The organism is Modicisalibacter sp., from assembly GCF_055145905.1.
Map to the genome: position 1 here is coordinate 57,365 of NZ_JBSREH010000041.1, position 25,818 is coordinate 83,182.

A 25,818-nucleotide genomic window follows, 5' to 3' on the forward strand; every position below is an offset into this window, starting at 1 on the left:
TTCCGATGAGCGAGCGTAACGGCCATGAACTCAGTGAATGGTTCCATGCGCATGGCATCACCGAAGTGGAGTGCCTGGTCAGCGACCTGACCGGGATTCTCAAGGGCAAGATCATGCCCGCCGGCAAGTACCTCAACGGCGGGCGGCCGCGTCTGCCCGACTCGATCTTCATCCAGACCGTCACCGGCGGCTACCCGGACGACGAGGACATCCGCTTCTGGAACCCCGCCGAGCGGGACATGGAGCTGGTACCCGATCCCGGTGCCGTCTATCTGGTGCCCTGGGCCGACGACCCCACCGCGCAGATCATCCATGACTGCTACTACCTGACCGGCGAGCCGGTGGAGCTGTCGCCGCGCAGCGTGCTCAAGCGCGTGCTGGGGCTCTACGCGGCCCGTGGCTGGCGGCCGGTGGTGGCCCCCGAGGTGGAGTTCTATCTGGTCAAGACCAACACCGACTCCGACTACCCGCTGGAGCCGCCGATCGGTCGCAGCGGCCGTCAGGAGAGCAGTCGCCAGTCGTTCTCGATCGATGCGGTCAACGAGTTCGACCCGCTGTTCGAGGAGATGTACGACTACTGCGAAGCCATGAATCTGGACCTGGATACGCTGATCCACGAGGAAGGCGCCGGCCAGATGGAGGTCAACTTCCAGCACGGCGACCCGCTCACGCTGGCCGACCAGGTGGTGATCTTCAAGCGTACCCTGCGCGAGGTGGCGCTGCGCCACGGCATGTATGCCACCTTCATGGCCAAGCCGATGGCCAACGAGCCGGGCAGTTCCATGCACATCCACCAGAGCCTGGTGGCGATCGAGAGCGGCCGGAACCTGTTCGCCGGCGAGGGCGACGAGCCCAGCCGGCTGTTCCATCATTACATCGGCGGGCTGCAGGAATACCTGCCGGCGGCCATGCCGTTCTTCGCCCCCAACGTCAACTCCTACCGCCGGCTGATGCGCAGCGAGAGCAGCGGTTCGGCACCGATCAACATCGAGTGGGGCTTCGACAATCGTACGGTGGGGCTGCGTGTGCCGGTGGGGGCGGCCGAGGCGACCCGCGTCGAGAATCGGCTGGGCGGCGCCGACGCCAACCCCTATCTGGCGATGGCCGCCTCGCTGGCCTGCGGCTATCTGGGCATGCTCGCCCAGATCGACCCGCGCCCGCCGATGGTCGGCTCGGCCTGGTCGGCCGGCCACAAGCTGCCCGACGACATCGGCCCGGCACTGGCCGCGCTGCGCGAATGCGGGCCATTGTCGGACCTGCTCGGTGAACGCTTTACCAACAGTTATCTGGCGGTCAAGCGGGCCGAGCACTCGGCGTATTTCGGGGTAATCAGTTCCTGGGAACGCGAACACCTGCTGCTGCGGGTGTGACGCAACGTATAACAATACAAGGAGACAGGCATGCAAGGTTACGGCTGGAAGGGATTGCTGGGGATGGGGCTGCTGGGCATGACGCTGCCGGCGATGGCGGCCGGGCAGCAGCTCAACCTGTTCAACTGGTCGGACTACATGGACCCCGCGATCATCGCCGACTTCGAGCAGGAAACCGGCATCGAGGTGGTGCAGAACTACTACAACTCCAACGCCGAGCTGTTCGCCAAGCTCAACGCCGGCGGCGATTCGCAGTATGACGTGATCGTGCCCTCCGGCTACTTCATGCCGCGGCTGATCCAGGCCGGGCTGGTACAGCCGCTGGCTCCGGAAGGGCAGAGTCTGGCCGGCCGCGAGGCGATCCTCGAGGAGTTCCGCAAGCCGGCCTATGATCCCGAGGGGCGCTATACCGTGCCCTACCTGTGGGGCACCACCGGCATCGTCTACAACACCGAGATCTGGCCGGACCCCGAGCCGAGCTGGTCGCTGCTCTACGATCCCGAGGTCAACCCCGACCAGCCGTTCGCGCTGCTCAAGGGCGATGCCCAGTTCACCTTCGGCACGGCCTGCGCCTACCTCGGCGAGGGCTTCGACTGTGTCGGTCAGGAGCCCTGGAAGAAGGCCGCCAGGCAGGTGATCGAGACCCGCCATCGCGACAACTTCGTGGGCTTCGTCGATGCCACGGCGACCATCGAGCAACTCGCGCGCGGCGTGATCCAGGCGGGGATCGCCTACAATGGCGACCTGGCCTCGAAGCAGGCGGAAAACCCCGACGTCTATGGCAAGATCGGCTTCTTCATCCCCCGCGAGGGCTCGCAGCGCTGGGTCGACGTCATGGCGATCCCCGCCCGGGCGCCGCACCCCGAGGCCGCGCGGGCCTTCGTGCGTTACATGCTGAAGCCGGCGGTGGCCGCCCGGCTGGCCAATTACAACTACTACACCACGCCCAATGCGGCGGCGCTCGAGCAGGTCGACGACGTGCTGCGCCGGCCCCCGGTGATGCCCGATACCGAGGCGCGGCAGGCCCTGCACTTCGCCCCGTCGGTCCAGGGCAAGCAGCTGCAGTGGCTTCAGCAGCTCTGGTCCGAGGCGTTGAGTCGCTGAAGGCGTCACGCCCGTTCGCGTTTCGCCATCACTCATCCTGTGCTTTCTGGAGACTTGCCATGCCGGCATCCGCCGCTACCGACCACGTCGCGTCCTACTACGCCGCTTCCGCCAATCCCGCTCCCGAGCGCCCGGCGCTGGCGGGCGAGACCCGCTGCGATGTCTGCGTGGTGGGGGCCGGCTTCACCGGGATCTCCGCCGCCCTGCACCTGGCCGAGCAGGGGCGGCGCGTGGTGGTGCTCGAGGCGACCCGGGTCGGCTTCGGCGCCTCGGGGCGCAACGGCGGGCAGATCGTCAACAGCTACAGCCGCGACATGGATGTCATCGAGTCGCGCTACGGCGCCGACACGGCCCGCGCGCTGGGCGACATGGCCTTCGAGGGCAACCGCATCATCCGCGAGCGCATCGCGCACTACGGCATCGCCTGCGATCTCAAGGAGGGCAACCTGTTCGCGGCCTGCAACGCCCGGCAGTTCCAGGCGCTGGTCGAGCACCAGGCGCTCTGGGAGCGCTACGGCAACGATCGGCTCGAGCTGCTCGAGGGCAGGGCCTACCGGCGCGAGATCGGCAGTGAGCGCTACGTGGGCGCGCTGCTGGACCATTCCGGCGGCCACCTGCATCCGCTCAACCTGGTGCTCGGCGAGGCGGCGGCGCTGGAGTCGCTGGGCGGGGTGATCCACGAGCACACGCCGGTGACGCGCATCGAGCACGGCGAGCCGGTGCGTCTGCACACACCGCAGGGCAGGGTCGTCGCCGATCGGGTGGTGCTGGCCGGCAACGCCTACATGACGGGGCTGCTACCGCCGCTGGAGGGCAGGTCGATGCCCGCCAGTACCCAGGTGGTCGCCACCGCGCCGCTCGACGAGGCTAGTGCCCGCGAGATCCTGCCCACCGACCGGGCCGTCGAGGATGGCAACTACCTGCTCGACTACTATCGGCTGTCGGCCGACCGGCGGCTGATCTACGGCGGCGGCGTGAACTACGGTGGCCAGGACCCGGCCAGCATCGAGGGCGCGATCCGGCCCAAGCTGGAGACGACCTTCCCGCAGCTCCGGGGCGTGGCGATCGACTACGCCTGGGGCGGGACCTTCCTGCTGACCATGAATCGCCTGCCCCAGTTCGGACGTCTCAACGCCAACGTCTACTACGCCCAGGGCTACTCCGGGCATGGCGTGACCTGCTCCCATCTGGCCGGGCGCCTGATCGCCGAGGTCATGGCCGGGCACGGCGAGCGCTTCGACGCCTTCGCCGGGATTCCGCACCTGCCGTTCCCCGGCGGGCGCATGCTGCGGGTACCGCTCACCCGCCTGGGTGCCTGGTACTACCGGATGCGTGATGCACTGGGTCGTTGAGGCCGCGGCCGGCAAGTAAGAAAACGTTGTTCGATAACCGGTTTCGAGGTACGCTTTACCTGTCTTGTCGCGGCGGCACCGTCGAGCCCGGTGCCGTGCGCACATCGCCTTCCGCAGACGCCTGATCGGTTGTCGTGAGTTCCGCTCCTGCAAGGAGTGGGCGTCACGGCCATGACAATGACGTCAGCCCATATGCAAAGGAGGCGACATGAACAAATCCATCATCATCGGTACCACGCTGTCGGTACTCGGCCTGGGCGGCCTGGCCTTCGGTGCCTATCAGATCCAGGGGGCCGATCAGGGGCCGCGTTTCGCCCAGGTGACCCAGGTCGACAAGGTGACCGAGAGCGTCGCGTCACCGCGCCAGGTCTGCAAGGACGTGGCGGTGACCCACCGCCGTCCGGTGAAGGACGCCAACCGCATCGCCGGTACGGCCGTCGGTGCCATCGTCGGCGGTGTGTTGGGCAACCAGGTCGGCGGCGGCACCGGCAAGAAGCTGATGACCGCCGCCGGGGCCGTGGCGGGCGGCTTCGCCGGTCGCGAGGTGCAGGGGCGCATGCAGCAGGGCGATACCTACACCACGACCGAACGGCGCTGTCATGAGGTCAACGATACTCAGGAAAAGGTGGTCGGCTATGACGTCGAGTACCGCGTCGACGGCCAGTCCTACCGCACGCGCCTGGACGAGGCGCCCGAACGCCAGCAGGTGCCGCTGATCGATGGGCACCCGCAGTGGAAGGCCGAGGTGGTCGATTCGGCCGGCTGAGGTAGCGAGTCTCTCCTGAGTGGCGCCCGCCAGGCCGGCGGGCGTCGCCTGCCAGTATCAAACGTTCCTCAGATACCACTCGTATTCCAGCGGACTGACCGTGCGCATGGCTTCGTCGCGCTCGGCCTGGCGATTGGCCAGGTAGACGTGTAGAAACTCGCGACCCAGACGCTCGGCCAGCGGTGCGCAGGCCCCCAGCAGGTCGAGAGCCTTCTGCCAGCTGTTGGTGAGCGTCGGCGGGAGTTGTTCGTAGGCGTTGCCCTCGATGGGCCCGCCCGGTTCGCAGCGGTGCTCCAGGCCGTGCTGGATCGAGGCGAGCAGGGTCGCCACCAGCAGGTAGGGGTTGACGTCGGCTCCGGCGACCCGGTGCTCCAGACGCCGGGCACTATTGGGACCGGAGGGGATGCGTACCGCGACCGAGCGGTTGTCATAGCCCCAGGCGGGCGCCATGGGCACGTAGAGCCCGGGCTGGAAGCGGCGGAAGGCGTTGAGGTTGGGGGCGAAGAGCGCCATCGAGGCCGGCATCAATTCCAGCAGGCCACCCACAGCATGACGCAGCAGCGCCGTGCCCAGCGGCGTCTCGTCGTCGCTGGCGAACACATTGTGCCCGGTATCGTCGACGAGGCTGACATGCACATGAGCGCCGCTGCCGGCTTCGTCGCCGTAGGGCTTGGCCATGAAGGTGGCCTCGAAGCCGTGGTTGAGGGCGACCCCCCGGATCAGGCGCTTGAGCAGCACCGCGCTGTCGGCGGCGAACAGGGCGTCGTTACTGTGCAGCAGATTGATCTCGAACTGCCCGGGGGCGCACTCCTTCAGCGCGGTGTCCAGCGGCAGCCCCTGCGCCTGGGCGGCCTGCTGGATTTCCTCCAGGAAGTCGGCGTAGTCGTCCAGTTCATTGATCGAGTAGAGCTGGCTCTGGGTGGCGCGCTCGCCGGTGCCGGGCGACAGCGGCGGCCGGGCCAGGCCGCCATCGTCGCGGCGTCTATCGACCAGGTAGAACTCCAGTTCCAGGGCGACCACCGGTGTCAGTCCCTGTTCGCGAAAGCGTGCCAGTTGCCGGCGCAGCAGCTGGCGCGGGTCGGCAAAGAAGGGCGAGCCGTCGCGCTCCTCCATGGTCATCAGCAGCTGGGCCTGGCGGCCGTCGCGCAGCCAGGGTGTGGTCATCAGCGTGCCGGGAATCGGCCGGCAGACCCGGTCGCTGTCGCCGGACGCCAGGCCCAGCCCGGTTTCCTCGATGGTGTTGCCGTTGATGTCGAGCGCGAAGATCGACGCCGGCAGGTTGATGCCGTGACGATAGGCCTTGCGCAGGTTGTCCCGCGGGATGCGCTTGCCACGCAGCACGCCGTTCATGTCGCTGATCAGCAGGTCCACCGTCTCGATGTCCGGATGCTGTTCAAGGAAGGCGCGCGCCTCGGCCGGGTCGGTGGCGGACGACATGATCGGTTTCCTCTGCTGCTCGGGAGAGTGGCTCAGGCTTCATCTTTTCGTTGCGGCGAAGTGTTGTCAAATCCTTTACGGAAAGGTCGGGCGGGGAATCGGGTGTTACGACAGAGCGCGAAGGAATCACCTGGTTTTGAAGAAAGGTGAGGCGGGGAGCCTCGGGATTGGCATTCTCGCTCTCCAGTCGTTATGTTGAAAATATAACAACATCTTTCCCGCAAGCGAGGGGCGTGTGACATGGACCCGGCGACACGCGAATGGCAGGCTCTCGATCGGGCGCACTACCTGCACCCCTTCACCGACCACAAGGCGCTCGGCGAGGAGGGCAGCCGCGTCATCACGCGGGCCGAGGGCGTCTACATTCACGACAGCGAAGGGCGGCGGATCCTCGATGGCATGGCCGGCCTATGGTGCGTCAATCTCGGCTACGGCCGTCATGAGCTGGCTGAGGCCGCCGCCGAGCAGCTGCGCGAGCTGCCCTACTACAACAGCTTCTTCAAGACTACCCATCCGCCGGCGGTACGGCTGGCCGAGAGGCTCTGCACGCTGGCGCCGGCCCACATCAACCGGGTGTTCTTCACCGGCTCGGGCTCCGAGGCCAACGACACCGCGCTACGCATGGTGCGCCACTACTGGGCACTCAAGGGAAGGCCGCACAAGCAGATGGTGATCGCCCGCGAGAACGCCTATCACGGTTCCACCGTGGCGGGCATGAGCCTGGGCGGCATGGCGCCGATGCAGGGGCAGGGTGGGCCCGGCGTGCCGGGGATCGTGCATGTGCCCCAGCCCTATTGGTTTGGCGAGGGGCAGTTCGGCGAAGGGCGTGAGTGCACGCCGGAGGCCTTTGGTCGCGAGTGCGCCGCGGCGCTGGAAGCGAAGATCCTTGAGGTCGGCGAGGAGAACGTCGCCGCCTTCATTGCCGAGCCGGTGCAGGGCGCCGGCGGGGCGATCATTCCCCCTGAGAGCTACTGGCCGGCGATCAAGGCCGTGCTCGCCCGATACGACATCCTGCTGGTGGTCGACGAGGTGATCTGCGGCTTCGGCCGGCTCGGCGAATGGTTCGGCAGTCAGCACTACGGCCTGGAACCCGACCTGATGCCGATCGCCAAGGGGCTGTCCTCGGGCTATCTGCCGATCGGTGGCGTGCTGGTGGGCGACCGGGTGGCCGAGACGCTGATCGAGGCCGGCGGCGAGTTCTTCCACGGCTTTACCTATTCGGGGCATCCGGTCTGCGCGGCGGTGGCACTCAAGAATCTCGAGCTGCTCGAGACCGAATGCGTCGTCGAACGGGTGCGCGACGACCTCGGCCCCTATCTGGCCGAGCGCTGGGCGAGTCTCGCCACGCATCCGCTGGTGGGTGAGGCGCGCAGCCTGGGGCTGATCGGCGCGCTGGAGCTGGTCGCCGACAAGGCGAGCGGCCGGCGCTTCGACAAGGCGCTGGCCGCCGGCAACCTGTGCCGCGACCTGAGCCTCGAGGCGGGGCTGGTGATGCGCTCGGTGGGTGACACCCTGATCATCTCGCCGCCGCTGGTCATCACCCGCGACCAGATCGATGAACTGGTGGCGCGGGCCCGTCGCGCGCTGGACGAGGCGGCGCGACGGCTGAGCGCCACCGATCAAGGACCTTCCGTCGGGAGAGTGTCATGAGTCATCCGTTTACCCATGCCGACTGGCAACGCCTGGCCGGCGAGTTGACCTTCGAGACCCGCGCCTGGCTCGGGGATACCTTCGTCGAGGCGGCCGGCGCCGAGCGCTTCGCCACCGTCAATCCCGCCACCGGCGAGATGCTCGCCGAAGTGGCCGCCTGCGATGCCCCGGAGGCCGAGGCCGCGGTGCGCCATGCCCGGGCCGCCGTGGAACGCGGAGACTGGGCCCGGGCGGCACCGGCCGAACGCAAGCGCATTCTGCTGCGCCTGGCCGAACTGATGGAGGCCCACAAGAACGAGCTGGCGCTGATCGATACCCTGGACATGGGCAAGCCGATCACCAGCTCGCTGGGCGACCTGAGCGGGGCGATCAACTGCATTCGCTACAATGCCGAGTCGATCGACAAGGTCTACGGCGAGGTTGCGCCCACCGGCGAGGAGAGCCTGGGTCTGGTGCTGCGCGAGCCGCTCGGCGTGGTGGTGGCCATCGTGCCGTGGAACTTCCCGCTGATGATGACCGCCTGGAAGATCGGCCCGGCGCTGGCCGCCGGCAACAGCGTGATCCTCAAGCCTTCCGAGAAGTCGCCGCTGTCCGCGCTGCGTCTCGCCCGGCTGGCGAAGGAAGCCGGCCTGCCCGATGGCGTGTTCCAGGTGCTGCCCGGCTTCGGCCATACCGTGGGCAAGGCGCTGGCGCTGTCCATGGGCGTCGACTGCCTGGCCTTCACCGGCTCTACCGCGGTGGGCAAGCAGCTGATGCAGTATGCCGGCCAGTCCAACCTGAAGCGGGTGTATCTCGAGTGCGGCGGCAAGAGTCCCAACCTGGTGTTCGCCGACTGCCGGGATCTCGACGCCGTGGCCCGCCACGCCGCCGAGGCGATCTTCCACAACCAGGGCGAGGTGTGCATCGCCGGATCCAGGCTGCTGGTCGACAATGCGATCCGCGAGGCGTTCGTCGACAAGCTGCTGGCGGCGGCCGAGACCATGCAGCCCGGCGACCCGCTCGATCCGGCCAGCTTCATGGGCGCGATCGTCGATCGTACCCAGTACGAGCGGGTGCTCGACTACATCCGCCGCGGCGTGGCGGAGGGCGCGGTACTGCGCCGCGGCGGCGAGCCGCTGGAGGGGGCCGGGCTGTTCATTCCGCCGACGGTGTTCGATGGCGTGACCCCGGCGATGGCGATCGGCCGCGAGGAGGTGTTCGGCCCGGTGCTGGCGGTGTTCGGCTTCGACAGCGAGGACCAGGCCGTGCACCTGGCCAACGACAGCGAGTACGGGCTGGCCGCCGGGCTCTGGAGTCAGGATATCGACCGCATCATGCGTGTCGCCCGGCGGCTGCAGTCGGGCCAGGTGTTCGTCAACAACTGGGCGGGGGGCGACATGACGGTGCCCTTCGGCGGCGTCAAGCAGTCGGGCAACGGCCGCGACAAGTCGCACCACTCGCTGGCGGAGTATTCCGAGCTGAAGACGGTATGGATGACGCTCGCGCCCTGAAGCGCCCCGGCCTGGCCCTGGAGACGACTGCGGCCTTTTGCCGAGCGTGTTTCAGACGCCGCCCGGGGCGCGGCTCGCTACCCTGATAGGCAGCGTTGACCGGGAGGCGAGTGCATGCGCAATATCATCGGGCTGGCGGCGGTTCTGGGACTGATGATCGTGGCGGGGCTGGTGCCGGGGGCCGTGGCGTCGGGCCCCATGAAGCGTGCCGCCGCGGCCGATGACGGTGCCGGCATCGACCTGCTGGCGTACGACTGGTCGCATCTCGACGGCGCGGTGGTCGGGGGTGACGGCGTGCAGGTCAGCGGGCTGGGTCGGGCCATCGTGCCGCCGGCGGACATGGCCGACACACCGCCGACCGCCAACCCGCCGATCAACCTGCGCGGTCCGGTGCTGACCCTGAGGGGGGATTTCGCGCTGACGGCCCGCCTGCGCCTGGGCACGGACGGCCCGCCGCAGGCACGGCTGACGCTCTACGGGCGCTTGCCGGTGATCCAGGACGAGTGGCGCCAGCCCGGCGAGGCGCTGACTCTGGCGGTGCAGGGCGATACGCTGCGCCTGAGCGTGCAGCACGTGTCGGGCGAGCGCGAGACCTACACCCGGGCCTGGCGCCCGGCGGAGTCGGTCACCCTGGCCCTGGTACGCCGGGGCGAGCGACTGACGCTGAGCGCGAACGGCGAGCCCCCGATCGCGATTCCGGTCCCGCCGGTGCTGGCGCGAACGCGGCTGTGGCCGGGGCTCGACACCGGCGTCGGCCATGCCTTCACGCTGGAGAATCTGCGCCTTCGCCCGCTCGGCGAGGCGTCACGGGTCGCGGTGGCGCCCGCCACCCTGGTGAGCACGCCGCCCGCGCCGGACGGATTGCGGGCACTGGCCGCGCGCAACGCGCCGCACCTGGCGATCGGCACGGCGGTAGCGACGAACCCGCTGCTCGGCGATCCCGGCTATGCGCGAGTGCTGGCCCGCGAGTTCAGCATGGTCACGCCCGAGAACGCCATGAAGTTCCAGTTCATCCACCCCCGGCCCGGGCGCTACGCCTTCGCCGAGGCCGATGCCATCGTCGACTTCGCCGAACACAATGGCATGGCGGTGCACGGCCACACCCTGGCCTGGGGCGAGGCGCTGCCGCGCTGGCTGAGCCGGGGTGACTACAGCGACGGTGAGCTGCGCGAGATTCTGGCCGACCACATCGCCACCGTGGTGGGGCGCTACAAGGGGCGCGTCGCCGGCTGGGACGTGGTCAACGAACCGCTCGAGCCGTTCGGCCCCGGGCTGCGCCGCGACTCGCCCTGGTATCGGGCGATGGGGGCCGACTACATCGCCTTCGCCCTGCGGGCGGCGCATCGCGCCGATCCCGACGCGGCGCTCTACATCAACGAATTCGCCTGCGAGGAACGCAACGCCAAGTCGGATGCGCTCTATCGGCTGGCCCGGGGCCTGCTGGCCGACGGCGTGCCGCTGGATGGCATCGGCTTCCAGCTCCACGAGGACCTGACCGACGACTATCGGCCGGTCACTGCCGCGGCCTTTCGCGACAACGTCCGGCGGTTCATCGACCTGGGGCTTGCGGTGCGCATCTCGGAGATGGACGTCAACCTGCACGACGACGCCTCGCCCGCGCGTCTGCAGCAACAGGCCGCGTATTACGCCTCGATGCTGGCGCTGGCCCGGGACATTCCGGCCTTCTCGGCGTTTTCCACCTGGGGCTTCACCGATCGCTACTCGTCGCTGCAGGACTGGTGGAATCCGGACGGGCTGGGCAACGGCCTGATCTTCGACCCGGCGCTGCGGCCCAAGCCGGCCTATGATGCGTTGCGCCGCGTGCTGGCACGCTGAGATTGCGGCGGGCTGGGGGCGGCTGCTCAGAAGGCCCGGGCGGGGGTGGCGCAGCTGACCAGCCGGCAGTCGCGGTCGCCGATATTGCGGAAACGGTGGGGCAGGCCGGTATTGAAGTAGTAGGCCTCGCCGGGGCCCAGCACGCGAGTGTCGAGGCCGATGGTGATCTCGATCTCGCCTTCCAGCACCACGCCGGCTTCCTCGCCGCGGTGAACGATCATCTCGCGACCGGTGTCGGCGCCGGGCGGGTAGGTCTCGATCATGAACGACAGCGCCCGGGACGGGCGGTTGGCGCCGATCAGCCGGTAGCAGACGTCGCCGCTGCCGATATCGGGCAGCTCGTCGGGGGAATAGAAGACCTGGTCGCGGTTTTCCAGGTCCAGCGTGAAGAAGTCGCCGACGCTGATGGGGATGGCGTCGAGGATCTTCTTCAGCGAACTCACCGAGGGGCTGACCTTGCCCTGCTCGATCAGCGACAGGCTGGAGTGGGTGACGCCGCAGCGCTTGGCCAGCTCCCGCTGGGAGATGCCGCGCAGGGTGCGCAGGGCACGCAGGCGCGCGCCGACGTCGTCTGCCATTCGGGAACTCCTTGTCAGGACGGCCGGCGGGCGAGCCCGCCGGCCGGCGTCGTCAGGCGTTGTCGAGCTTGTCCTTGAGCAGGGCGTTGACCTGCTGCGGGTTGGCGGTGCCCCGCGAGGCCTTCATGACCTGGCCGACGAAGTAGCCGATCATCTTGCCGCGCTTCTCGGGGGCGGCTTCGCGGTACTGGGCGACCTGCACCGGGCTGTCGGCGATGACCTGGTCGATCATCGCCTCGATGGCGCCGGTGTCGGTGACCTGCTTGAGGCCGCGGGCCTCGATGATGGCATCCGCGCTCTCGCCCTCGCCGTCCCACAGCGCGGCGAAGACCTGCTTGGCGGCCTTGCCGTTGATGGTCTCGTCCTTGACGCGGGCGACCAGGCCGCCGAGCTGCTCGGCCGTGACCGGGCTGTCGGCGATGTCCAGGCCTTCCTTGTTGAGGCGCCCGGCGAGCTCGACCTGGACCCAGTTGGCGGCCAGCTTGGCGTCACCGCAGACGTCCTTGACCGCCTCGAAGTACTCGGCCATGGCGCGGCTCGAGGCCAGCACGCTGGCATCGTAGGCCGACAGGCCCAGTTCGTCCTGAAAGCGGGCGCGCTTCTCGGCGGGCAGTTCCGGCAGCGTCGCACGCAGGTGGTCGACGTAGGCCTGGTCGAGCACCACCGGCAGCAGGTCGGGGCAGGGGAAGTAACGGTAGTCGTTGGCTTCCTCCTTGGTACGCATGCTGCGCGTCTCGTCGGCCTCGGGGTCGTAGAGGCGTGTCTCCTGGACCACCGTGCCGCCGTCCTCGATCAGCTCGACCTGGCGCTCGATCTCGTGAGCGATGGCCTTTTCCACGAAGCGGAATGAGTTGACGTTCTTGATCTCGGCACGGGTACCCAACGTCTCCTGGCCCTTGGGGCGCACCGAGACGTTGACGTCGCAGCGCATCGAGCCCTCGGCCATGTTGCCGTCACTGATGCCCAGGTAGGTGACGATGGCATGGATCGCCTTGAGGTAGGCGGCGGCCTCCCTGGCGGAGCGCAGGTCCGGCTCGGAGACGATCTCCAGCAGCGGCGTGCCGGCGCGGTTGAGGTCGATCCCGGTCATGCCGTGGAAGTCCTCGTGCAGCGACTTGCCGGCGTCCTCCTCGAGGTGGGCGTGGTGCACGCGGATGCGCTTGGTGGTGCCGTCGTCCAGGGTGATCTCGACCTCGCCGGGGCCGACGATCGGCTGGTACATCTGGCTGGTCTGGTAGCCCTTGGGCAGGTCGGGGTAGAAGTAGTTCTTGCGATCGAACACCGAGGTCTCGGGAATCTCGGCATTGATGCCCAGGCCGAACTTGACGGCCATCGCCACCGCGCCCTCGTTGAGCACCGGCAGCACACCGGGCAGGCCCAGGTCGACGGCGCAGGCCTGGGTGTTGGGCTCGGCGCCGAAGGCGGTCGAGGCCCCGGAGAAGATCTTCGACTGGGTGGCGAGCTGGACGTGAACTTCCAGGCCGATCACGGCTTCCCATTGCATCAGGCGTTCTCCTTACCGAAGGCGGGCTGGCGGCGGTGCCAGTCGGTGGCTTGCTGGAAGCGGTGGGCGACGTTGAGCAGCCGCGATTCGGCGAAGTGCGGGCCGAGGATCTGCAGGCCCACGGGACGCTCCTGCACGAAGCCGGCGGGAACGCTGATGCCCGGGATGCCGGCCAGGTTGATGGCGATGGTGTAGATGTCCTGCAGGTACATCGACACCGGGTCCTTCTTGGCGCCGAGGTCGAAGGCGGGCGTGGGCGAGGCCGGGCCCATCAGCACGTCGACGTCCTCGAAGGCGTCGAGGAAGTCCTGACGGATCAGCCGGCGGACCTGCTGGGCCTTCTTGTAGTAGGCGTCGAAGAATCCCTCGGAGAGGGTGTGGGTACCGATCAGGATGCGCCGCTTGACCTCCTCGCCGAAGCCCTCCGCGCGGCTGCGCTTGTAGAGATCGACGAGGTCGGTCGGGTTCTCGCAGCGGTGGCCGAAGCGCACCCCGTCGTAGCGCGACAGGTTCGAGGAGGCTTCCGCGGGGGCGATCACGTAATAGGCGGGGATCGCCAGCTCGGTATGCGGCAGGCTGACCTCGCGCACCTCGGCGCCCAGCGACTCGTAGACCTTGATGGCGTCACGCACCGCGGCCTCGACCTCGGGGGCGAGGCCGTCGCCGAAGTATTCCCGGGGCAGGCCGATCTTGAGCCCCGACAGCGAGGTTTCGAGTTCCTCGCGGTAGTCGGGCACGCCGCGCGCCACGCTGGTCGAGTCGCGCAGGTCATGGCCGGCGATGGCGCCGAGCAGCAGGGCGCAGTCCTCGGCGGTGCGGGCCATGGGGCCGCCCTGGTCGAGGCTCGAGGCGTAGGCCACCATGCCGTAGCGCGAGACGCGCCCGTAGGTGGGCTTGAGGCCGGTGATGCCGCAGAAGGCGGCGGGCTGGCGGATCGAACCGCCGGTGTCGGTGCCCAGCGCCGCCGGCACCAGGCCGGCGGCGACCGCCGCGGCACTGCCGCCGGAACTGCCGCCGGGGACCGCGGCGAGGTCCCAGGGGTTCTTCACCGGGCCATAGAAGCTGTTCTCGTTGGATGAGCCCATGGCGAACTCGTCCATGTTGGTCTTGCCGAGGCTGACGCTGCCGGCGGCGGCGAGCTTCTCGACCACGGTGGCGTCGTAGGGCGAGACGAAGTTGTCGAGCATCCTCGAGCCGCAGCTGGTGCGCACGCCCCGGGTGCAGAAGATGTCCTTGAGGGCGAGCGGCAGGCCGGTCAGCGGCCCGGCCTGGCCGGTGGCGCGGGTCTGGTCGGCACGGTCCGCCGCCTCGAGCGCGGCGTCTGCCGTTACGGTGATGAAGCTGTTGAGCTCGCCATCGAGGCGGTCGATGCGCGCGAGCAGGAATTCGGTCAGCTCGCGGCTGGAGAACTCGCCGGCGGCCAGGGCCGCGGCCAGTTCGGTCAGGGTCTTGTCATGCATGGGGCGTCGGGCTCCGTGGAAAGCATGTCCGGCGAACGGGGCGCGGCGTCACTCGACGACGCGGGGAACCAGGTAGAGGCCGTTCTCGACGGCCGGCGCGCAGCGCTGGAAGCGCTCGCGCTGGTCGGACTCGGTGACCTCGTCGGCCCGCAGGCGCTGGGTGGCGTCCAGCGGGTGGGCCAGCGGGGCCACGCCCTGGGTGTCGACGGCCTGCAGGCGGTCGACCATCTCCAGGATACGGCTCAGGTCATCCACGTAGCGCGCGGCTTCCCGGTCGTCCAGGCCCAGGCGGGCGAGGTGGGCGGCCCGCCGCACGTCTTCGGGTTCAAGCGCCATAACGTCGGCTTCCTTCAACTATGCGATGCCAATGCGGATCGATCGGCGCCGGGGCGGGCGACGACCGACGGTTCGGTTCCGGATTCAGTCCGGCTCCGGTTCAGTTCGGTTCGGAAAATAGGCGAAACGGTACCACAACTCCGGGACCCGGGCATCTCGCTTGCCGCTCTGCCCCCGCGATGATACCGTTTGCGTCCGCACAGGGTTCCGGTCTGGACTAGGTGAAAGACTTCCATGTTTAAACGTTTGAGGGGGCTGTTCTCCAGCGATCTGTCGATCGATCTGGGGACCGCCAATACGCTGATTTACGTTCGCGGCCGCGGCATCGTCCTCGATGAGCCCTCGGTGGTGGCGATTCGCCAGTCGGGCAACATGCGCAGCGTGGCTGCCGTGGGCGTCGATGCCAAGCGCATGCTGGGCCGTACCCCGGGCAACATCACGGCGATCCGGCCGATGAAGGACGGCGTGATCGCCGACTTCACCGTCACCGAGCAGATGCTTCAGCACTTCATCCGCAAGGTCCACCAGAGCACCTTCCTGACGCCGAGCCCGCGTGTGCTGGTCTGCGTGCCCTGCATGTCGACCCAGGTCGAGCGCCGCGCCATCAAGGAGTCCGCCGAAGGGGCCGGGGCCCGCGAGGTGTTCCTGATCGAGGAGCCCATGGCCGCGGCGATCGGCGCCGGGCTGCCGGTCGAGGAGGCCCAGGGCTCGATGGTCGTCGACGTCGGCGGCGGGACCTCCGAGATCGCCATCATCTCCCTCAACGGTGTGGTCTATTCCGAGTCGATCCGGGTCGGCGGCGATCGCTTCGACGAGGCGATCATCGCCTATGTGCGTCGCCATTACGGCAGCCTGATCGGCGAGGCCACGGCGGAGCGCATCAAGGAGGAGATCGGCTGTGCCTATCCGGGCGGCGAGCTGCGCGAGATCGACGTGCGCGGCCGCAATCTGGCCGAGGGCATTCCGCGCAGCTTCACCCTCAATTCCCACGAGATCCTCGATGCGCTGCAGGACCCGCTGTCATCCATCGTCACCGCGGTCAAGAGCGCGCTGGAGCAGTCGCCCCCCGAGCTGGCCGCCGACATCGCCGAGCGCGGCCTGGTGCTGACCGGCGGCGGCGCGCTGCTGCGCGACATCGACAAGCTGATCGCCGAGGAAACCGGCCTGCCGGTGATCGTCGCCGAGGACCCGCTGACCTGCGTGGCCCGGGGCGGCGGCAAGGCGCTGGAAATGATCGACCAGCACACCTTCGAACTGCTGTCCAGCGACTGAACCCGACGGCACGCGCGGCGTGCCGTCACGGGTCCACCGTGTTCCGGTCATCGGCCAGCTCGCAGGGAGTCGTGCTATCAAACCGCTGTTCTCGCAGGGTTCCGCCCCCGGCTATCGCATGCTGCTGTGTGCCTTCATCGCCTTCGCGCTGATGTTCGCCGAGCATCGCCTGCCGCGCGTGGCGGAGCTGCGGGCGCACCTGTCCACCGTGGTCACGCCGGTGCAGTGGCTGGCCAGCCTGCCCAGCGAGGCACTCTCCTGGGGGGCGCTGGCGGTTTCCGACCAGCGGGTCCTGATCGACGAGAATCGTCGGCTGCGCCGGCAGCTGCTCACCCTCTCCCATCGCGTGCAGCGCATGGCCAGCCTGTCCGCCGAGAACGCCCGACTTCGCGAGCTGCTCAACGCCGCCCAGCACCGCCGGGTCCCCTACATCACCGCCGAGCTGCTGTCGCTGGACTCCGATCCCTTCACCCATCAGATGGTGCTCGATCGCGGGCGCACCGACGGCGTCTATGTCGGCCAGCCGGTGACCGATGCCTCGGGGCTGATCGGCCAGGTGATCGCCGTGTCCGCCTACACCAGCCGGGTGCTGATGGTGGCCGATGCCAGCCATGCGGTGCCGGTGCGCGTGACGCGCAACGGGCTGCGCTTCATCGTCCAGGGGACCGGCAGCTATGACACCCTGGATGTGCTCCATGTGCCGGACACGGCGGATATCCGCGAGGGCGATCTGCTGGTGACCTCGGGCCTGGGCGGGCGCTTTCCCGAAGGCTATCCGGTGGCCCGCGTGACCCTGGTGGTGCATGACCCCGGCGCCCCCTTCGCCCGGGTCGAGGCCGAGCCGGTGGCCCAGCCCGAACGCTCGCGGCACTTCCTGATGCTCTTTCCGCCCCGGCGCACGCCCGCGGCCGGGATCAGCGACGTGGCGCGACGGGCCGCCCTGAGCGTGGCCGCCGGTGCCGCCGAGGAGGCGCCATGATCGGCTCGCTGCGCAGCCTGCTGATGACCTGGGTGACCCTGGGCCTGGCCCTGTGCCTGCAGGCCATGCCGCTGCCCGACGCCTGGCTGATCTGGCGGCCCGACTGGCTGGGGCTGATGCTGATCTACTGGTGCCTGGTGGCGCCCCAGCGGGTCGGGGTCTTCCATGGCTTCGTGCTGGGCCTGCTGATCGATCTGGTCGAGGGGGCGCCGCTCGGCCAGAATGCGCTGGTGCTGTCGCTGCTGGCCTACCTGGCGTTGCTGCTGTATTCGCGCATGCGCGCCTATGCGCTGATCCAGCAGGCGGTGCTGGTGTTCGTGCTGCTGGGCATCGCCCAGCTGGTCGAGCAGTGGCTGCGCACCATCTTCGGGCCCTTCGCCATCAACCTGGCCTTCCTGCTGCCGGCGCTGATCGGCGGCATCCTCTGGCCGTGGCTGTTCACCCTGCTGCAGATGCTGCGCCGCCGTATCGGCGTGAGTTGATCCCTAAAGGCGGCGAGTGCGTCGCCATGTTCACCGACTGACATCAGGAGGGCGCCATGTCCCCGGTTCTGCGCCTGGCGTCGGCCTCGCCACGCCGCTGTGACCTGCTGGCCTCGATCGGCATCGCCGTCGAGGTCGCCCCCGTCGACATCGACGAAACCCCGCGGCCCGACGAGCCGGCCGAGACCTATGTGCGGCGCCTGGCGCGCGAGAAGGCCGAGGCCGGAGCGCAGGGCACGGCGCTGCCGACGCTCGGCTCGGATACCGCCGTGGTGCTGGACGGGCGGATCCTCGGCAAGCCGCGCGATCGCGCCCACGCCGCCGAGATGCTCTCGGCCCTGTCCGGTCGTGCCCACGCGGTGCTGACCGCGGTGGCGGTCGTCGGCCCGGCGGGGCTGCTCGAGACCTGCGTGACGACGCGCGTGGTCATGCGTCGCGTCTCGGCCGGGGAGATCGACGCCTACTGGGCGACCGGGGAGCCGGTCGACAAGGCCGGCGGCTATGCCATCCAGGGGCGGGCGGCGGTGTTCGTCGAGCGCATCGAGGGCAGCCACTCGGCGGTGGTCGGCCTGCCGCTGTTCGAGACCGCCGAGCTGCTGCATTCTCAGGGGATTGCGCTGTGGCCGGCGGCGGGCGAGGCTGTGTCATAATCGTTCAGGAAGTTTTCAGCACAAGGACCGGCGCATGAGCGGTGAGGTACTGATCAATCTGACCCCGATGGAGACCCGCGTGGCGGTGGTGGAGAACGGGGTCCTGCAGGAAGCCTTCATCGAGCGCAGTCGGCGCCGGGGCATCGTCGGCAACATCTACAAGGGCAAGGTGGCCCGGGTGCTGCCGGGCATGCAGGCGGCCTTCATCGACATCGGCCTGGAACGCGCGGCCTTCATCCATGCCAACGAGGTGATGCCGCCCAACACGCCGGCCGACGAGCAGGTCTCGATCAGCCAGCTGCTGCACCAGGGGCAGCCGCTGGTGGTGCAGGTCACCAAGGACCCGATCGGCTCGAAGGGCGCGCGCCTGACCACGCACCTGTCGGTGCCGTCGCGCTATCTGGTCTACATGCCCGACTCGCCGCATACCGGGGTCTCCCAGCGCATCGAGGACGACGGCGAGCGCGAACGCCTGCGCGGCCTGGTCGACACCTGCCTGGCGGGCATCGACACGCCGGTTTGCGGCGGCTTCATCATTCGCACCGCCGCCGAGGGCGTGGGCGAGGAGGAGCTGGTCACCGACATGCAGTTCCTGCTGCGCCTGTGGCGCAAGGTCGAGCAGCGCAAGGGCAGCGCGCTCGCGCCCAGCTGCATCTACGACGACCTGCCGCTGTTCATCCGCACCCTGCGCGACGTGATGCGCGACGACATCGAGAAGGTGCGCATCGATTCCCGCGAGAACTACCACCGCCTGGTGGAGTTCGCCGAGGAGTTCATGCCGGGCATGGTCGAGCGCATCGAGTACTATCCCGGCGAGCGCCCGATCTTCGACCTGTTCAGCGTCGAGGACGAGATCCAGAAGGCGCTCGGGCGCAAGGTCCAGCTCAAGTCCGGCGGCTATCTGGTGATCGACCAGACTGAGGCGATGACCACCATCGACGTCAACACCGGCGGCTACGTGGGGCATCGCAACCTCGAGGAGACCATCTTCAAGACCAACCTCGAGGCGGCGACCACCATCGCCCGCCAGCTGCGCCTGCGCAACCTCGGCGGCATCATCATCATCGACTTCATCGACATGGAGGACAGCGAGCACCAGCGCCAGGTACTGCGCGTGCTCGAGAAGTCGCTGGAGCGCGACCACGCCAAGAACAAGCTGACCGGCGTGACCGAGCTGGGCCTGGTGCAGCTGACCCGCAAGCGCACCCGCGAGAGCCTCGAGCAGACGCTGTGCGAGCCGTGCCCGACCTGCCAGGGGCGCGGCACGCTGAAGACGCCGGAGACGGTGTGCTACGAGATCTTCCGCGAGATCCTGCGCGAGGAACGCGCCTACAGCCCCGAGACCTACATGGTGCTGGCCTCCCAGGCGGTGGTGGATCGGCTGCTCGACGAGGAGTCGGCGGCGGTCGCCGACCTGGAGATCTTCATCGGCAAGACGATTCGCTTCCAGGTCGAGGGCCATTACTCCCAGGAGCAGTACGACATCGTGCTGATGTGAGCCCATGAGTTCGAGCCGCGTGACGCTGCGATGGGTCCTGACCGCGCTGGCCGTGGCGCTGGTCGTCGCCGCCCTGGTGGTGAGCGGGGCCCGCTGGATGCTGGGCCGGCTCGACGGGCAGCGCCTGGCGACTGCCGTGGAGCAGTCGCTCGACGCCACGCTGACGGTGGATGACCTGCAGGGGCGGCTGCAGCGCCTGGATCCCGGCGTGACGGCCCGCGGGCTGCGGATCGTCAGCCGGGACGGACCGAATGGCGAGACGCGCCCCCTGCTGGAGGTTGGCAACGCCGCCCTGCGTCTCGATACCCTGTCCAGCCTGCTTCACGGGCAGCCGGTGTTCGCCCGCGCCCGGCTGGGCGCGGTTACCGTGCATCTTTATCAGGACGACGCGGGGGGCTGGCGCTGGCCGGGTGTCGCGAGTGGTGGCGCCGCCTCCGGGAATTTCACGGCCGGGGGGCTCGACCGGTGGCTGGGTCTGCTGCTGCGTCAGCGCCTGAGCGTCGAGGACGTGCGGGTGGTGCTCCACGGCCGCGACGGCGAGCTGACCCTGACGGCGCCCCGCCTGCTGGTGGCCGGCCAGGGCTCGCGCGTGCATGTCGAGGGCCAGTGGTTCGTGGAAGGCCAGAAAACGCGCTCGCTGTCGGTGGTGATGGAGGTCCAGCCCGGTGCCGACGGGCTCGAGGACTTCGATGCCGCCCTTCAGGCGCGCATGGATCTGGGCAGTCTCGACCGCCTCGGGCAGCTGCTCTCCCACGGCAACGCCGTGCGTCTGGATCGCGTCTCCGGGCAGGCCTCGCTCTGGGCGCGCTGGCAGAAGGCGCGCATCGCCGATGCCCGCCTGCGGGTCTCGGTACCCTCGCTCAGCCTGGACAGCGACGACGGCCCGGTGGTGCTCGAGGATATCGGCGCCCGTGCCCAGTGGCGCCGTGCGCCCTCGGGCGAGGGCTGGCAGGCCTGGGTGAATGCCCTGTCGCTGCGCGATGCCGATCAGTCGGCGACCGTTCTGCCGTCGCGTCTCGCGCTGCGCGGAGATGACCGGGGCTGGTGGCTGCGCAGCACGCCGTTCTCGCTGGAGGCACTGGCGTCGCTGGGCCGCCGCTTGCCGCTGCCGGATGCCGCCCAGCGGGCGCTGGACGCGCTGCAGCCCCGGGGCCGGGTGCAGGGGCTGCAGGTCGGCCGGCAGGACGGCGCCTGGCAGGTGGAGGCGGCACTGCAGGAGGCGGCGGTGGAGCCCTGGCAGAACGTGCCGGGAGGCGGCCCGCTGGACGCCTGGGTGGTGGCCGACGGCGAGCAGGGGCATGTCGACTTCTCGGGCGGCCAGGGCATGACGCTCGACTTTCCCGAGATCTTTCCCGACCCGCTGGTGCTGGACGCCGCCGGCGGGCGGGTCGACTGGTCGCTGGCCGAGCGCCAGCCGCTGGTCACCGGCCGGAACCTCCATGTGCGCTGGCGCGAGGCGCCGGTGGATGGCGGCTTCTCGCTGCGTCTGCCCGGCAACAATGCCGATCGTCGGCCAGGACGCTTCACGCTGGACCTGGCGATGCGCGACGTCGATGCCGTGAAGACGCCGCTGGGCGAGTGGCTGCCTCTCGAGCTGTTCGATACCGACCTGCGTGACTTTTTGACCGGTGGTATCCGCGGGCGAGTGCCCCGCGGCAGCCTGCATGTCGAGCAACGGCTCGACAAGGAGGCGATGGCCGATGACGGCAACGAGGATGTCGGCGATGACCTGGGAACGCGCACGCGCCTGACGCTGGATCTCGACATCGAGCAGGGCCGGCTGCCCTACGACCCTGAATGGCCGGCGCTGGAAGCGGTCAGCGGGCATCTGCGCATGGTCGATGACACGCTGCAGGCGCGGGTCGATCATGCCGAGACGCGGGGGCTGGTCAGCGAGGGGGCGAAGGTCACGATGGCCGACAAGCGGCTGCGCGTCGACGGTCCCGTGAACGGCCCCGTGCAGGCCCTGCTGCAGTTCCTGGCGGCGGCGCCGATCGACGGGCTCGACGACTTCGCCGACTGGCGTGGCGACGGACGTGTTGCCGGTGATCTGCAGGTCGAGGTGCCGCTGGACTCGCCGGGGAAAGGCGATCCGCCGGTGACGGTGGATGTCGGGGCGCAGGTCGATGCGCCGTCACTGCGGCTGCCGCAGTCCGGGCTGGTGCTGGGCAATGTCAACGGCCGGCTGCGTTACCGGCATGCCGACGATACCGACACCCTGACCGGTCAGCTCGGGGCGCGCGCTTTCCAGGGGCCGCTGCTGGCGACCTTCGATGTCGGTGGCGCCGGTGTGACCTTCGAGGGGCGTGCGCTGGCGCGGGGCCTGTTGTCCTGGGGCGGTGTCGGTAGCCTGAGCGGGCTGCTGGAGGGTTACTTTCCCTACTCGGCGCAGCTCGACCTGAGCGGTGCATCGCCCCGGCTGACCCTGGACAGTGACCTGCAGGGGCTGGCCATCAAGTTGCCGGCGCCCTTCGGCAAGACGGCGGCGGCGCAGGTACCGCTGCATCTCGAGGCGGCACCGGACCCGCGGCGGGTCGACGTGACTCTGAGGAATCGACTGCGCCTGCGCTGGCGGGCGCTGGGGCCCGATGTGGGGCAGGGGCAGGCGTGGCTGGAGCAGTGGCCCGCCACGCTGCCGACGTGGCCGGGCGATCGTGGCTGGACGGTCGACTGGCGCACTCCGCGGCTGCCCTTGACGGCGTGGCAGAAGGCGCTGGCGGGCCTGGGGGCCGGGCCCGCAAGTGGCGATGGCACCTCCTCCGGCAAGGGGTTGCGCCGCCTGAGCCTGCAGACGCCTTGCCTCGACTACGCCGGGCGTTGTATCGGCGACCTCCAGGCGCGGGTCACGCCGCTGTCGCCCCAAGGCTGGGCGGTGGGTCTCCAGGGGAGCGTGGTCGCCGGGCAAGCGAGCTATCATCAGCGCCGGGTGAAACCGGTGTCGGTGCAGCTGTCGCGACTCGATCTGGACGCCCTGATGCCCGAAGTGCCGCCGGCGAAGCTGAGCCGGGAGATTGCCACCGCGCCCGAGCCGCAGCCGCTGCCCGACTGGGTGGCCCGGCTGCCCGCGGGGCAGGTCGAGATCGCCACGCTGATCCGCGGTGGGCAGCGCTTCGGCCCTTTCTCGGCCGGCTGGGAGGCCTCGCCGGGGCGTCTGCGCATCGCGCCGGTGTCGCTGACTCTGGGTGACATCAACGGCCGGGGTGAACTGGTGTGGGAGGCCTCGGGGGATGCCGCGAGCCTGACCCGGTCGCGGCTGACGCTCGACGGCGGCGATCTGGGCAGTGCGCTGCGGGCCCTCGGCCAGCCGGTGGCGGTACGCTCGCGGCGCACGCAGGTGCAGTCTCAGCTGGCCTGGCCCGGTGCGCCATGGCAGTTCGCCCTGGCGCGCTCGCGAGGCAATATCGATGCCGAACTCGACGACGGCAGCTTCCTGACCCTGGATTCGCCATCGGCCCGGCTGATCGGTCTGCTCAATGTCGACAACCTGTTGCGCCGCCTGCGCCTGGATTTTTCCGACGTGACCGACCAGGGCACGGCTTTCGACAGCGTTCGTGGAGATGCCACACTGTATGATGGTCGTCTGGAAACCCGCGGGCCGGTCAAGATCGACGGTGCCTCCACGCAGTTCAGTCTCGACGGCAGCGTGGATCTGATGGCCCGCCGGCTGGACCTGATGCTGGGCGTCACCGTGCCGGTCAGCCAGAACCTGCCGCTGGCCGCCGTGCTGGCGGGCGCGCCCTACGTGGGCGGTGCGCTGTATCTGGCCGACAAGCTCCTGGGTGGCTGGCTGGATCAGGTCACGCGAATTTACTACCGCGTGCAGGGGCCCTGGACCTCGCCGCGAATCACTGTGGAAAACGCTGAATGACCCAACTGTCCCAATCGCCTCTCGATGAGGCCACGACGATCTTGCTGGCTCCCGGTGGGCTCGACGCGCAGGCGCTCGAGCCTGGCCTGGCGGAAGCGCTGGGCCCGGGGATCGATTACGCCGACCTGTACTTCCAGCGCAGCTGGCAGGAGAGCTGGGTACTGGAGGACGGCGAGGTCAAGGACGCCAGTTTCAACATCGATGGCGGGGTCGGTGTCCGTGCCCTGGCCGGCGAGAAGACCGGTTTCGCCTTCTCCAACCAGATCACTGCCGAGGCGCTGGCCGAAGCCGGACGCACGGCCTCGGGAATCGCCCGCAGCGGGACGCGCCTCGCGCCCGTGCCGATCGCCACTGCCGCCGCACCGACGCGTTACGCCGGCATCGATCCGCTCTCGGGGCTGGCGCCCGAGGACAAGATCGCCATGCTCAAGCAGGCCGATCGCGTGGCGCGGGCCGCGGATCCCAGCGTGGTTCAGGTCAGTGCCTCGCTGAGCGGCGTTCACGAGGTAGTGCTGGTGCGCGCCAGCGACGGCACCCTGGCCGCGGATATCCGCCCGCTGGTGCGCTTCAACGTCAGCGTCATCGCCATGCGTGACGGCCGTCGCGAACGCGGCAGCGCCGGCGGCGGCGGTCGCTATCCGATGTCCCGCCTGCGCGACGAGAACGTGGCCGAGCGCTACGCGAAGGACGCCGTGCGCCAGGCGCTGGTCAATCTCGAGGCGGTGGATGCGCCGGCCGGGCAGATGCCGGTGGTGCTGGGGGCCGGCTGGCCGGGCATCCTGCTGCACGAGGCGGTGGGCCACGGCCTCGAGGGCGACTTCAACCGCAAGGGCAGTTCCGCCTTCGCCGGGCGTCTCGGCGAGCGGGTCGCCGCCCCGGGGGTCACGGTCGTCGACGACGCCACGCTGGCCGACCGGCGCGGCTCGCTGTCGATCGACGACGAGGGCACCCCGGGTGCCTGCACGCCGCTGATCGAGGACGGCATCCTCACCGGCTACATGCAGGACAAGCTCAACGCCCGGCTGATGGGCATGGCACCCACCGGCAACGCGCGCCGCGAATCCTATGCCCACATGCCCATGCCGCGCATGACCAACACCTACATGCTGGCCGGCCAGGCGGACCCCGAGGAGATCATCGGCAGCGTCAAGCGGGGTCTCTACGCGGTCAGCTTCGGCGGCGGTCAGGTCGACATCACCTCCGGCAAGTTCGTGTTCTCGGCCAGCGAGGCCTACCTGATCGAGGACGGCCGGATCACCGCGCCGGTGAAGGGCGCGACGCTGATCGGCAACGGCCCCGAGGCGATGGGCCGGGTGTCGATGATCGGTCACGACATGGCGCTCGACACCGGCATCGGGGTCTGCGGCAAGGAAGGCCAGGGCGTGCCGGTCGGCGTGGGGCAGCCCACACTCAAGCTTGATGAGCTGACCGTCGGCGGCACGCAGTCCTGAGCCGGACGTGCCTGTGCGGCGCCCCTACGGCGTTGGAAATCGACTCGGCCTGCTCATTTACGGCCGGTAAACTCCGCGGCCTCGTCGATTTCCGCCTTGTCCGGGCGCCGCTCGGCGACGTCTCTGCAATGGCGCGAGGCTGGCACGGCGTGAGAGCCGGGTGCGTTTACACCCCCGCCGTGTCGCGGATCAGCTTGAACAACTTGCGGGCGCTGGTGGGCGGCTTGCCGCGTTCACGCTCGCTGCGGGCGTTGCGGATCAACTGACGCAGTGTCTGGCGGTCGACGTCGGGATAATCGGCGATGAAGGCCTCCAGTTCGGCCTGGTCGCCGTCGATCAGGCGGTCGCGCCAGCGTTCGAGCCTGTGGAAGGCCAGGTCGCGGCGCTGGCGCTCCTGCTCGAAGCGCTCGAACACGGCGCGAATGGCGTCGAGGTCCTCGCGGCGCATCAGCTTGCCGACGTACTGCATGTGGCGTCGGCGTCCCTCGTGGGAGCGGATGCGGCCGGTTTCCTCGACGGCGGCCAGCAGGTCGTCGGAAAGCGGGAGTTGCGCGCGCTGGCCTTCGGGAAGCGCGATGATCTCTTCCCCCAGCGACTGCAGCGCCTGCATCTCGCGCTTGCGCTGGGTCTTGCTGGGACGTTGCGGGGAGTCGTCGTGCGACTCGGGCGAATCGAAAGACATGCCATTTCCATCACGATGGGTGGGTTGGGGCAGTATACCAGCCCCCGGTAACA

Annotated in this window: 20 protein-coding genes; 14 read left to right on the forward strand and 6 right to left on the reverse strand. The window is 69.1% G+C overall.

The window, feature by feature from the left end:
• The first annotated feature begins 5 nt into the window (after positions 1-5).
• The 4 genes from ACTCB7_RS12385 (at position 6) to ACTCB7_RS12400 (ending at position 4,592) form a co-directional block, all read left to right on the forward strand.
• Positions 6-1,370 carry a glutamine synthetase family protein gene (locus tag ACTCB7_RS12385; protein WP_163649910.1) on the forward strand — a complete coding sequence of 455 codons (1,365 nt, stop codon included), beginning with the start codon at positions 6-8 and terminating at the stop codon, positions 1,368-1,370.
• Positions 1,371-1,400: 30 nt separating this feature from the next.
• Positions 1,401-2,474, forward strand: coding sequence for a polyamine ABC transporter substrate-binding protein (locus tag ACTCB7_RS12390; RefSeq protein WP_463006905.1), 1,074 nt, complete (start codon positions 1,401-1,403; stop codon positions 2,472-2,474).
• Positions 2,475-2,533: 59 nt separating this feature from the next.
• The gene (locus ACTCB7_RS12395; protein WP_463006906.1) at positions 2,534-3,826 is read left to right on the forward strand and encodes an NAD(P)/FAD-dependent oxidoreductase; all 1,293 of its coding nucleotides are present in this window, start codon (positions 2,534-2,536) and stop codon (positions 3,824-3,826) included.
• Between the two features lie 208 nt (positions 3,827-4,034).
• Positions 4,035-4,592, forward strand: coding sequence for a glycine zipper 2TM domain-containing protein (locus ACTCB7_RS12400; RefSeq protein WP_224415187.1), 558 nt, complete (start codon positions 4,035-4,037; stop codon positions 4,590-4,592).
• A 57-nt stretch (positions 4,593-4,649) separates the two neighbouring features.
• Here the strand turns inward: ACTCB7_RS12400 and ACTCB7_RS12405 are convergent, their stop codons facing one another.
• Complete coding sequence (locus ACTCB7_RS12405; RefSeq protein WP_224415186.1) at positions 4,650-6,029, reverse strand: glutamine synthetase family protein; 1,380 nt, start codon at positions 6,027-6,029, stop codon at positions 4,650-4,652.
• A gap of 240 nt (positions 6,030-6,269) precedes the next feature.
• Here ACTCB7_RS12405 and ACTCB7_RS12410 point away from each other — a divergent pair, with 240 nt between their 5' ends.
• The 3 genes from ACTCB7_RS12410 (at position 6,270) to ACTCB7_RS12420 (ending at position 11,005) form a co-directional block, all read left to right on the forward strand.
• Positions 6,270-7,679, forward strand: coding sequence for an aspartate aminotransferase family protein (locus tag ACTCB7_RS12410; RefSeq protein WP_463006907.1), 1,410 nt, complete (start codon positions 6,270-6,272; stop codon positions 7,677-7,679).
• Positions 7,676-9,169, forward strand: a complete 1,494-nt coding sequence (locus tag ACTCB7_RS12415; RefSeq protein WP_463006908.1) for an aldehyde dehydrogenase — start codon at positions 7,676-7,678, stop codon at positions 9,167-9,169. Before ACTCB7_RS12410 ends, ACTCB7_RS12415 begins: the two co-directional genes overlap by 4 nt.
• Before the next feature lie 114 nt (positions 9,170-9,283).
• The gene (locus ACTCB7_RS12420; RefSeq protein ID WP_463006909.1) at positions 9,284-11,005 is read left to right on the forward strand and encodes an endo-1,4-beta-xylanase; all 1,722 of its coding nucleotides are present in this window, start codon (positions 9,284-9,286) and stop codon (positions 11,003-11,005) included.
• 26 nt (positions 11,006-11,031) lie between these two features.
• Here ACTCB7_RS12420 and ACTCB7_RS12425 read toward each other — a convergent pair whose 3' ends face one another.
• From ACTCB7_RS12425 to gatC, 4 genes are read right to left on the reverse strand one after another with little or no spacing between them, the layout of a single operon-like run.
• Positions 11,032-11,583: a cupin domain-containing protein gene (locus tag ACTCB7_RS12425; protein ID WP_463006910.1), complete on the reverse strand. Its 552-nt coding sequence runs from the start codon at positions 11,581-11,583 to the stop codon at positions 11,032-11,034.
• 52 nt (positions 11,584-11,635) lie between these two features.
• The gene (gatB, locus tag ACTCB7_RS12430; protein ID WP_463006911.1) at positions 11,636-13,087 is read right to left on the reverse strand and encodes an Asp-tRNA(Asn)/Glu-tRNA(Gln) amidotransferase subunit GatB; all 1,452 of its coding nucleotides are present in this window, start codon (positions 13,085-13,087) and stop codon (positions 11,636-11,638) included.
• A complete protein-coding gene (gene gatA, locus ACTCB7_RS12435; protein WP_463006912.1) occupies positions 13,087-14,547 on the reverse strand; it encodes an Asp-tRNA(Asn)/Glu-tRNA(Gln) amidotransferase subunit GatA in 1,461 nt (486 codons plus the stop codon). The genes gatB and gatA overlap by 1 nt, the downstream gene beginning before the upstream one ends.
• Before the next feature lie 48 nt (positions 14,548-14,595).
• On the reverse strand, positions 14,596-14,883 hold the full coding sequence (gatC, locus tag ACTCB7_RS12440) for an Asp-tRNA(Asn)/Glu-tRNA(Gln) amidotransferase subunit GatC (RefSeq protein WP_463006913.1): 288 nt from the start codon (positions 14,881-14,883) through the stop codon (positions 14,596-14,598).
• A 234-nt stretch (positions 14,884-15,117) separates the two neighbouring features.
• On the opposite strand from gatC, the gene ACTCB7_RS12445 reads away from it, so the two are divergent.
• The 7 genes from ACTCB7_RS12445 (at position 15,118) to tldD (ending at position 25,083) form a co-directional block, all read left to right on the forward strand.
• The gene (locus tag ACTCB7_RS12445; RefSeq protein ID WP_463006914.1) at positions 15,118-16,155 is read left to right on the forward strand and encodes a rod shape-determining protein; all 1,038 of its coding nucleotides are present in this window, start codon (positions 15,118-15,120) and stop codon (positions 16,153-16,155) included.
• Positions 16,156-16,231: 76 nt separating this feature from the next.
• Positions 16,232-17,134 carry a rod shape-determining protein MreC gene (gene mreC / locus ACTCB7_RS12450; protein ID WP_463006960.1) on the forward strand — a complete coding sequence of 301 codons (903 nt, stop codon included), beginning with the start codon at positions 16,232-16,234 and terminating at the stop codon, positions 17,132-17,134.
• Positions 17,131-17,616 carry a rod shape-determining protein MreD gene (gene mreD, locus ACTCB7_RS12455; protein WP_463006915.1) on the forward strand — a complete coding sequence of 162 codons (486 nt, stop codon included), beginning with the start codon at positions 17,131-17,133 and terminating at the stop codon, positions 17,614-17,616. The genes mreC and mreD overlap by 4 nt, the downstream gene beginning before the upstream one ends.
• Positions 17,617-17,672: 56 nt before the next feature.
• The gene (locus tag ACTCB7_RS12460; RefSeq protein ID WP_463006916.1) at positions 17,673-18,266 is read left to right on the forward strand and encodes a Maf family protein; all 594 of its coding nucleotides are present in this window, start codon (positions 17,673-17,675) and stop codon (positions 18,264-18,266) included.
• Positions 18,267-18,300: 34 nt separating this feature from the next.
• Positions 18,301-19,764, forward strand: coding sequence for a ribonuclease G (gene rng, locus ACTCB7_RS12465; protein WP_463006917.1), 1,464 nt, complete (start codon positions 18,301-18,303; stop codon positions 19,762-19,764).
• Positions 19,765-19,783: 19 nt separating this feature from the next.
• On the forward strand, positions 19,784-23,632 hold the full coding sequence (locus ACTCB7_RS12470; RefSeq protein ID WP_463006918.1) for a YhdP family protein: 3,849 nt from the start codon (positions 19,784-19,786) through the stop codon (positions 23,630-23,632).
• Entirely contained in the window at positions 23,629-25,083 is a 1,455-nt protein-coding gene (gene tldD, locus ACTCB7_RS12475; protein ID WP_463006919.1) for a metalloprotease TldD, read from the forward strand. The genes ACTCB7_RS12470 and tldD overlap by 4 nt, the downstream gene beginning before the upstream one ends.
• 166 nt (positions 25,084-25,249) lie before the next feature.
• On the opposite strand, the gene yjgA is transcribed toward tldD, so the two are convergent.
• A complete protein-coding gene (gene yjgA, locus ACTCB7_RS12480) occupies positions 25,250-25,765 on the reverse strand; it encodes a ribosome biogenesis factor YjgA (protein WP_463006920.1) in 516 nt (171 codons plus the stop codon).
• Between the last annotated feature and the right edge of the window lie 53 nt (positions 25,766-25,818).

Bases quoted from the DNA above. Each gene is read 5' to 3' on its own strand.
- yjgA (WP_463006920.1), bottom strand. From the start codon at position 25,765: ATGTCTTTCGATTCGCCCGAGTCGCACGACGACTCCCCGCAACGTCCC.
- ACTCB7_RS12390 (WP_463006905.1), top strand. From the start codon at position 1,401: ATGCAAGGTTACGGCTGGAAGGGATTGCTGGGGATGGGGCTGCTGGGC.
- mreD (WP_463006915.1), top strand. From the start codon at position 17,131: ATGATCGGCTCGCTGCGCAGCCTGCTGATGACCTGGGTGACCCTGGGC.
- ACTCB7_RS12460 (WP_463006916.1), top strand. From the start codon at position 17,673: ATGTCCCCGGTTCTGCGCCTGGCGTCGGCCTCGCCACGCCGCTGTGAC.
- tldD (WP_463006919.1), top strand. From the start codon at position 23,629: ATGACCCAACTGTCCCAATCGCCTCTCGATGAGGCCACGACGATCTTG.
- ACTCB7_RS12410 (WP_463006907.1), top strand. From the start codon at position 6,270: ATGGACCCGGCGACACGCGAATGGCAGGCTCTCGATCGGGCGCACTAC.
- ACTCB7_RS12445 (WP_463006914.1), top strand. From the start codon at position 15,118: ATGTTTAAACGTTTGAGGGGGCTGTTCTCCAGCGATCTGTCGATCGAT.
- ACTCB7_RS12400 (WP_224415187.1), top strand. From the start codon at position 4,035: ATGAACAAATCCATCATCATCGGTACCACGCTGTCGGTACTCGGCCTG.
- gatC (WP_463006913.1), bottom strand. From the start codon at position 14,883: ATGGCGCTTGAACCCGAAGACGTGCGGCGGGCCGCCCACCTCGCCCGC.
- ACTCB7_RS12395 (WP_463006906.1), top strand. From the start codon at position 2,534: ATGCCGGCATCCGCCGCTACCGACCACGTCGCGTCCTACTACGCCGCT.
- gatA (WP_463006912.1), bottom strand. From the start codon at position 14,547: ATGCATGACAAGACCCTGACCGAACTGGCCGCGGCCCTGGCCGCCGGC.
- ACTCB7_RS12385 (WP_163649910.1), top strand. From the start codon at position 6: ATGAGCGAGCGTAACGGCCATGAACTCAGTGAATGGTTCCATGCGCAT.
- rng (WP_463006917.1), top strand. From the start codon at position 18,301: ATGAGCGGTGAGGTACTGATCAATCTGACCCCGATGGAGACCCGCGTG.
- ACTCB7_RS12425 (WP_463006910.1), bottom strand. From the start codon at position 11,583: ATGGCAGACGACGTCGGCGCGCGCCTGCGTGCCCTGCGCACCCTGCGC.
- ACTCB7_RS12420 (WP_463006909.1), top strand. From the start codon at position 9,284: ATGCGCAATATCATCGGGCTGGCGGCGGTTCTGGGACTGATGATCGTG.
- ACTCB7_RS12415 (WP_463006908.1), top strand. From the start codon at position 7,676: ATGAGTCATCCGTTTACCCATGCCGACTGGCAACGCCTGGCCGGCGAG.
- ACTCB7_RS12405 (WP_224415186.1), bottom strand. From the start codon at position 6,029: ATGTCGTCCGCCACCGACCCGGCCGAGGCGCGCGCCTTCCTTGAACAG.
- gatB (WP_463006911.1), bottom strand. From the start codon at position 13,087: ATGCAATGGGAAGCCGTGATCGGCCTGGAAGTTCACGTCCAGCTCGCC.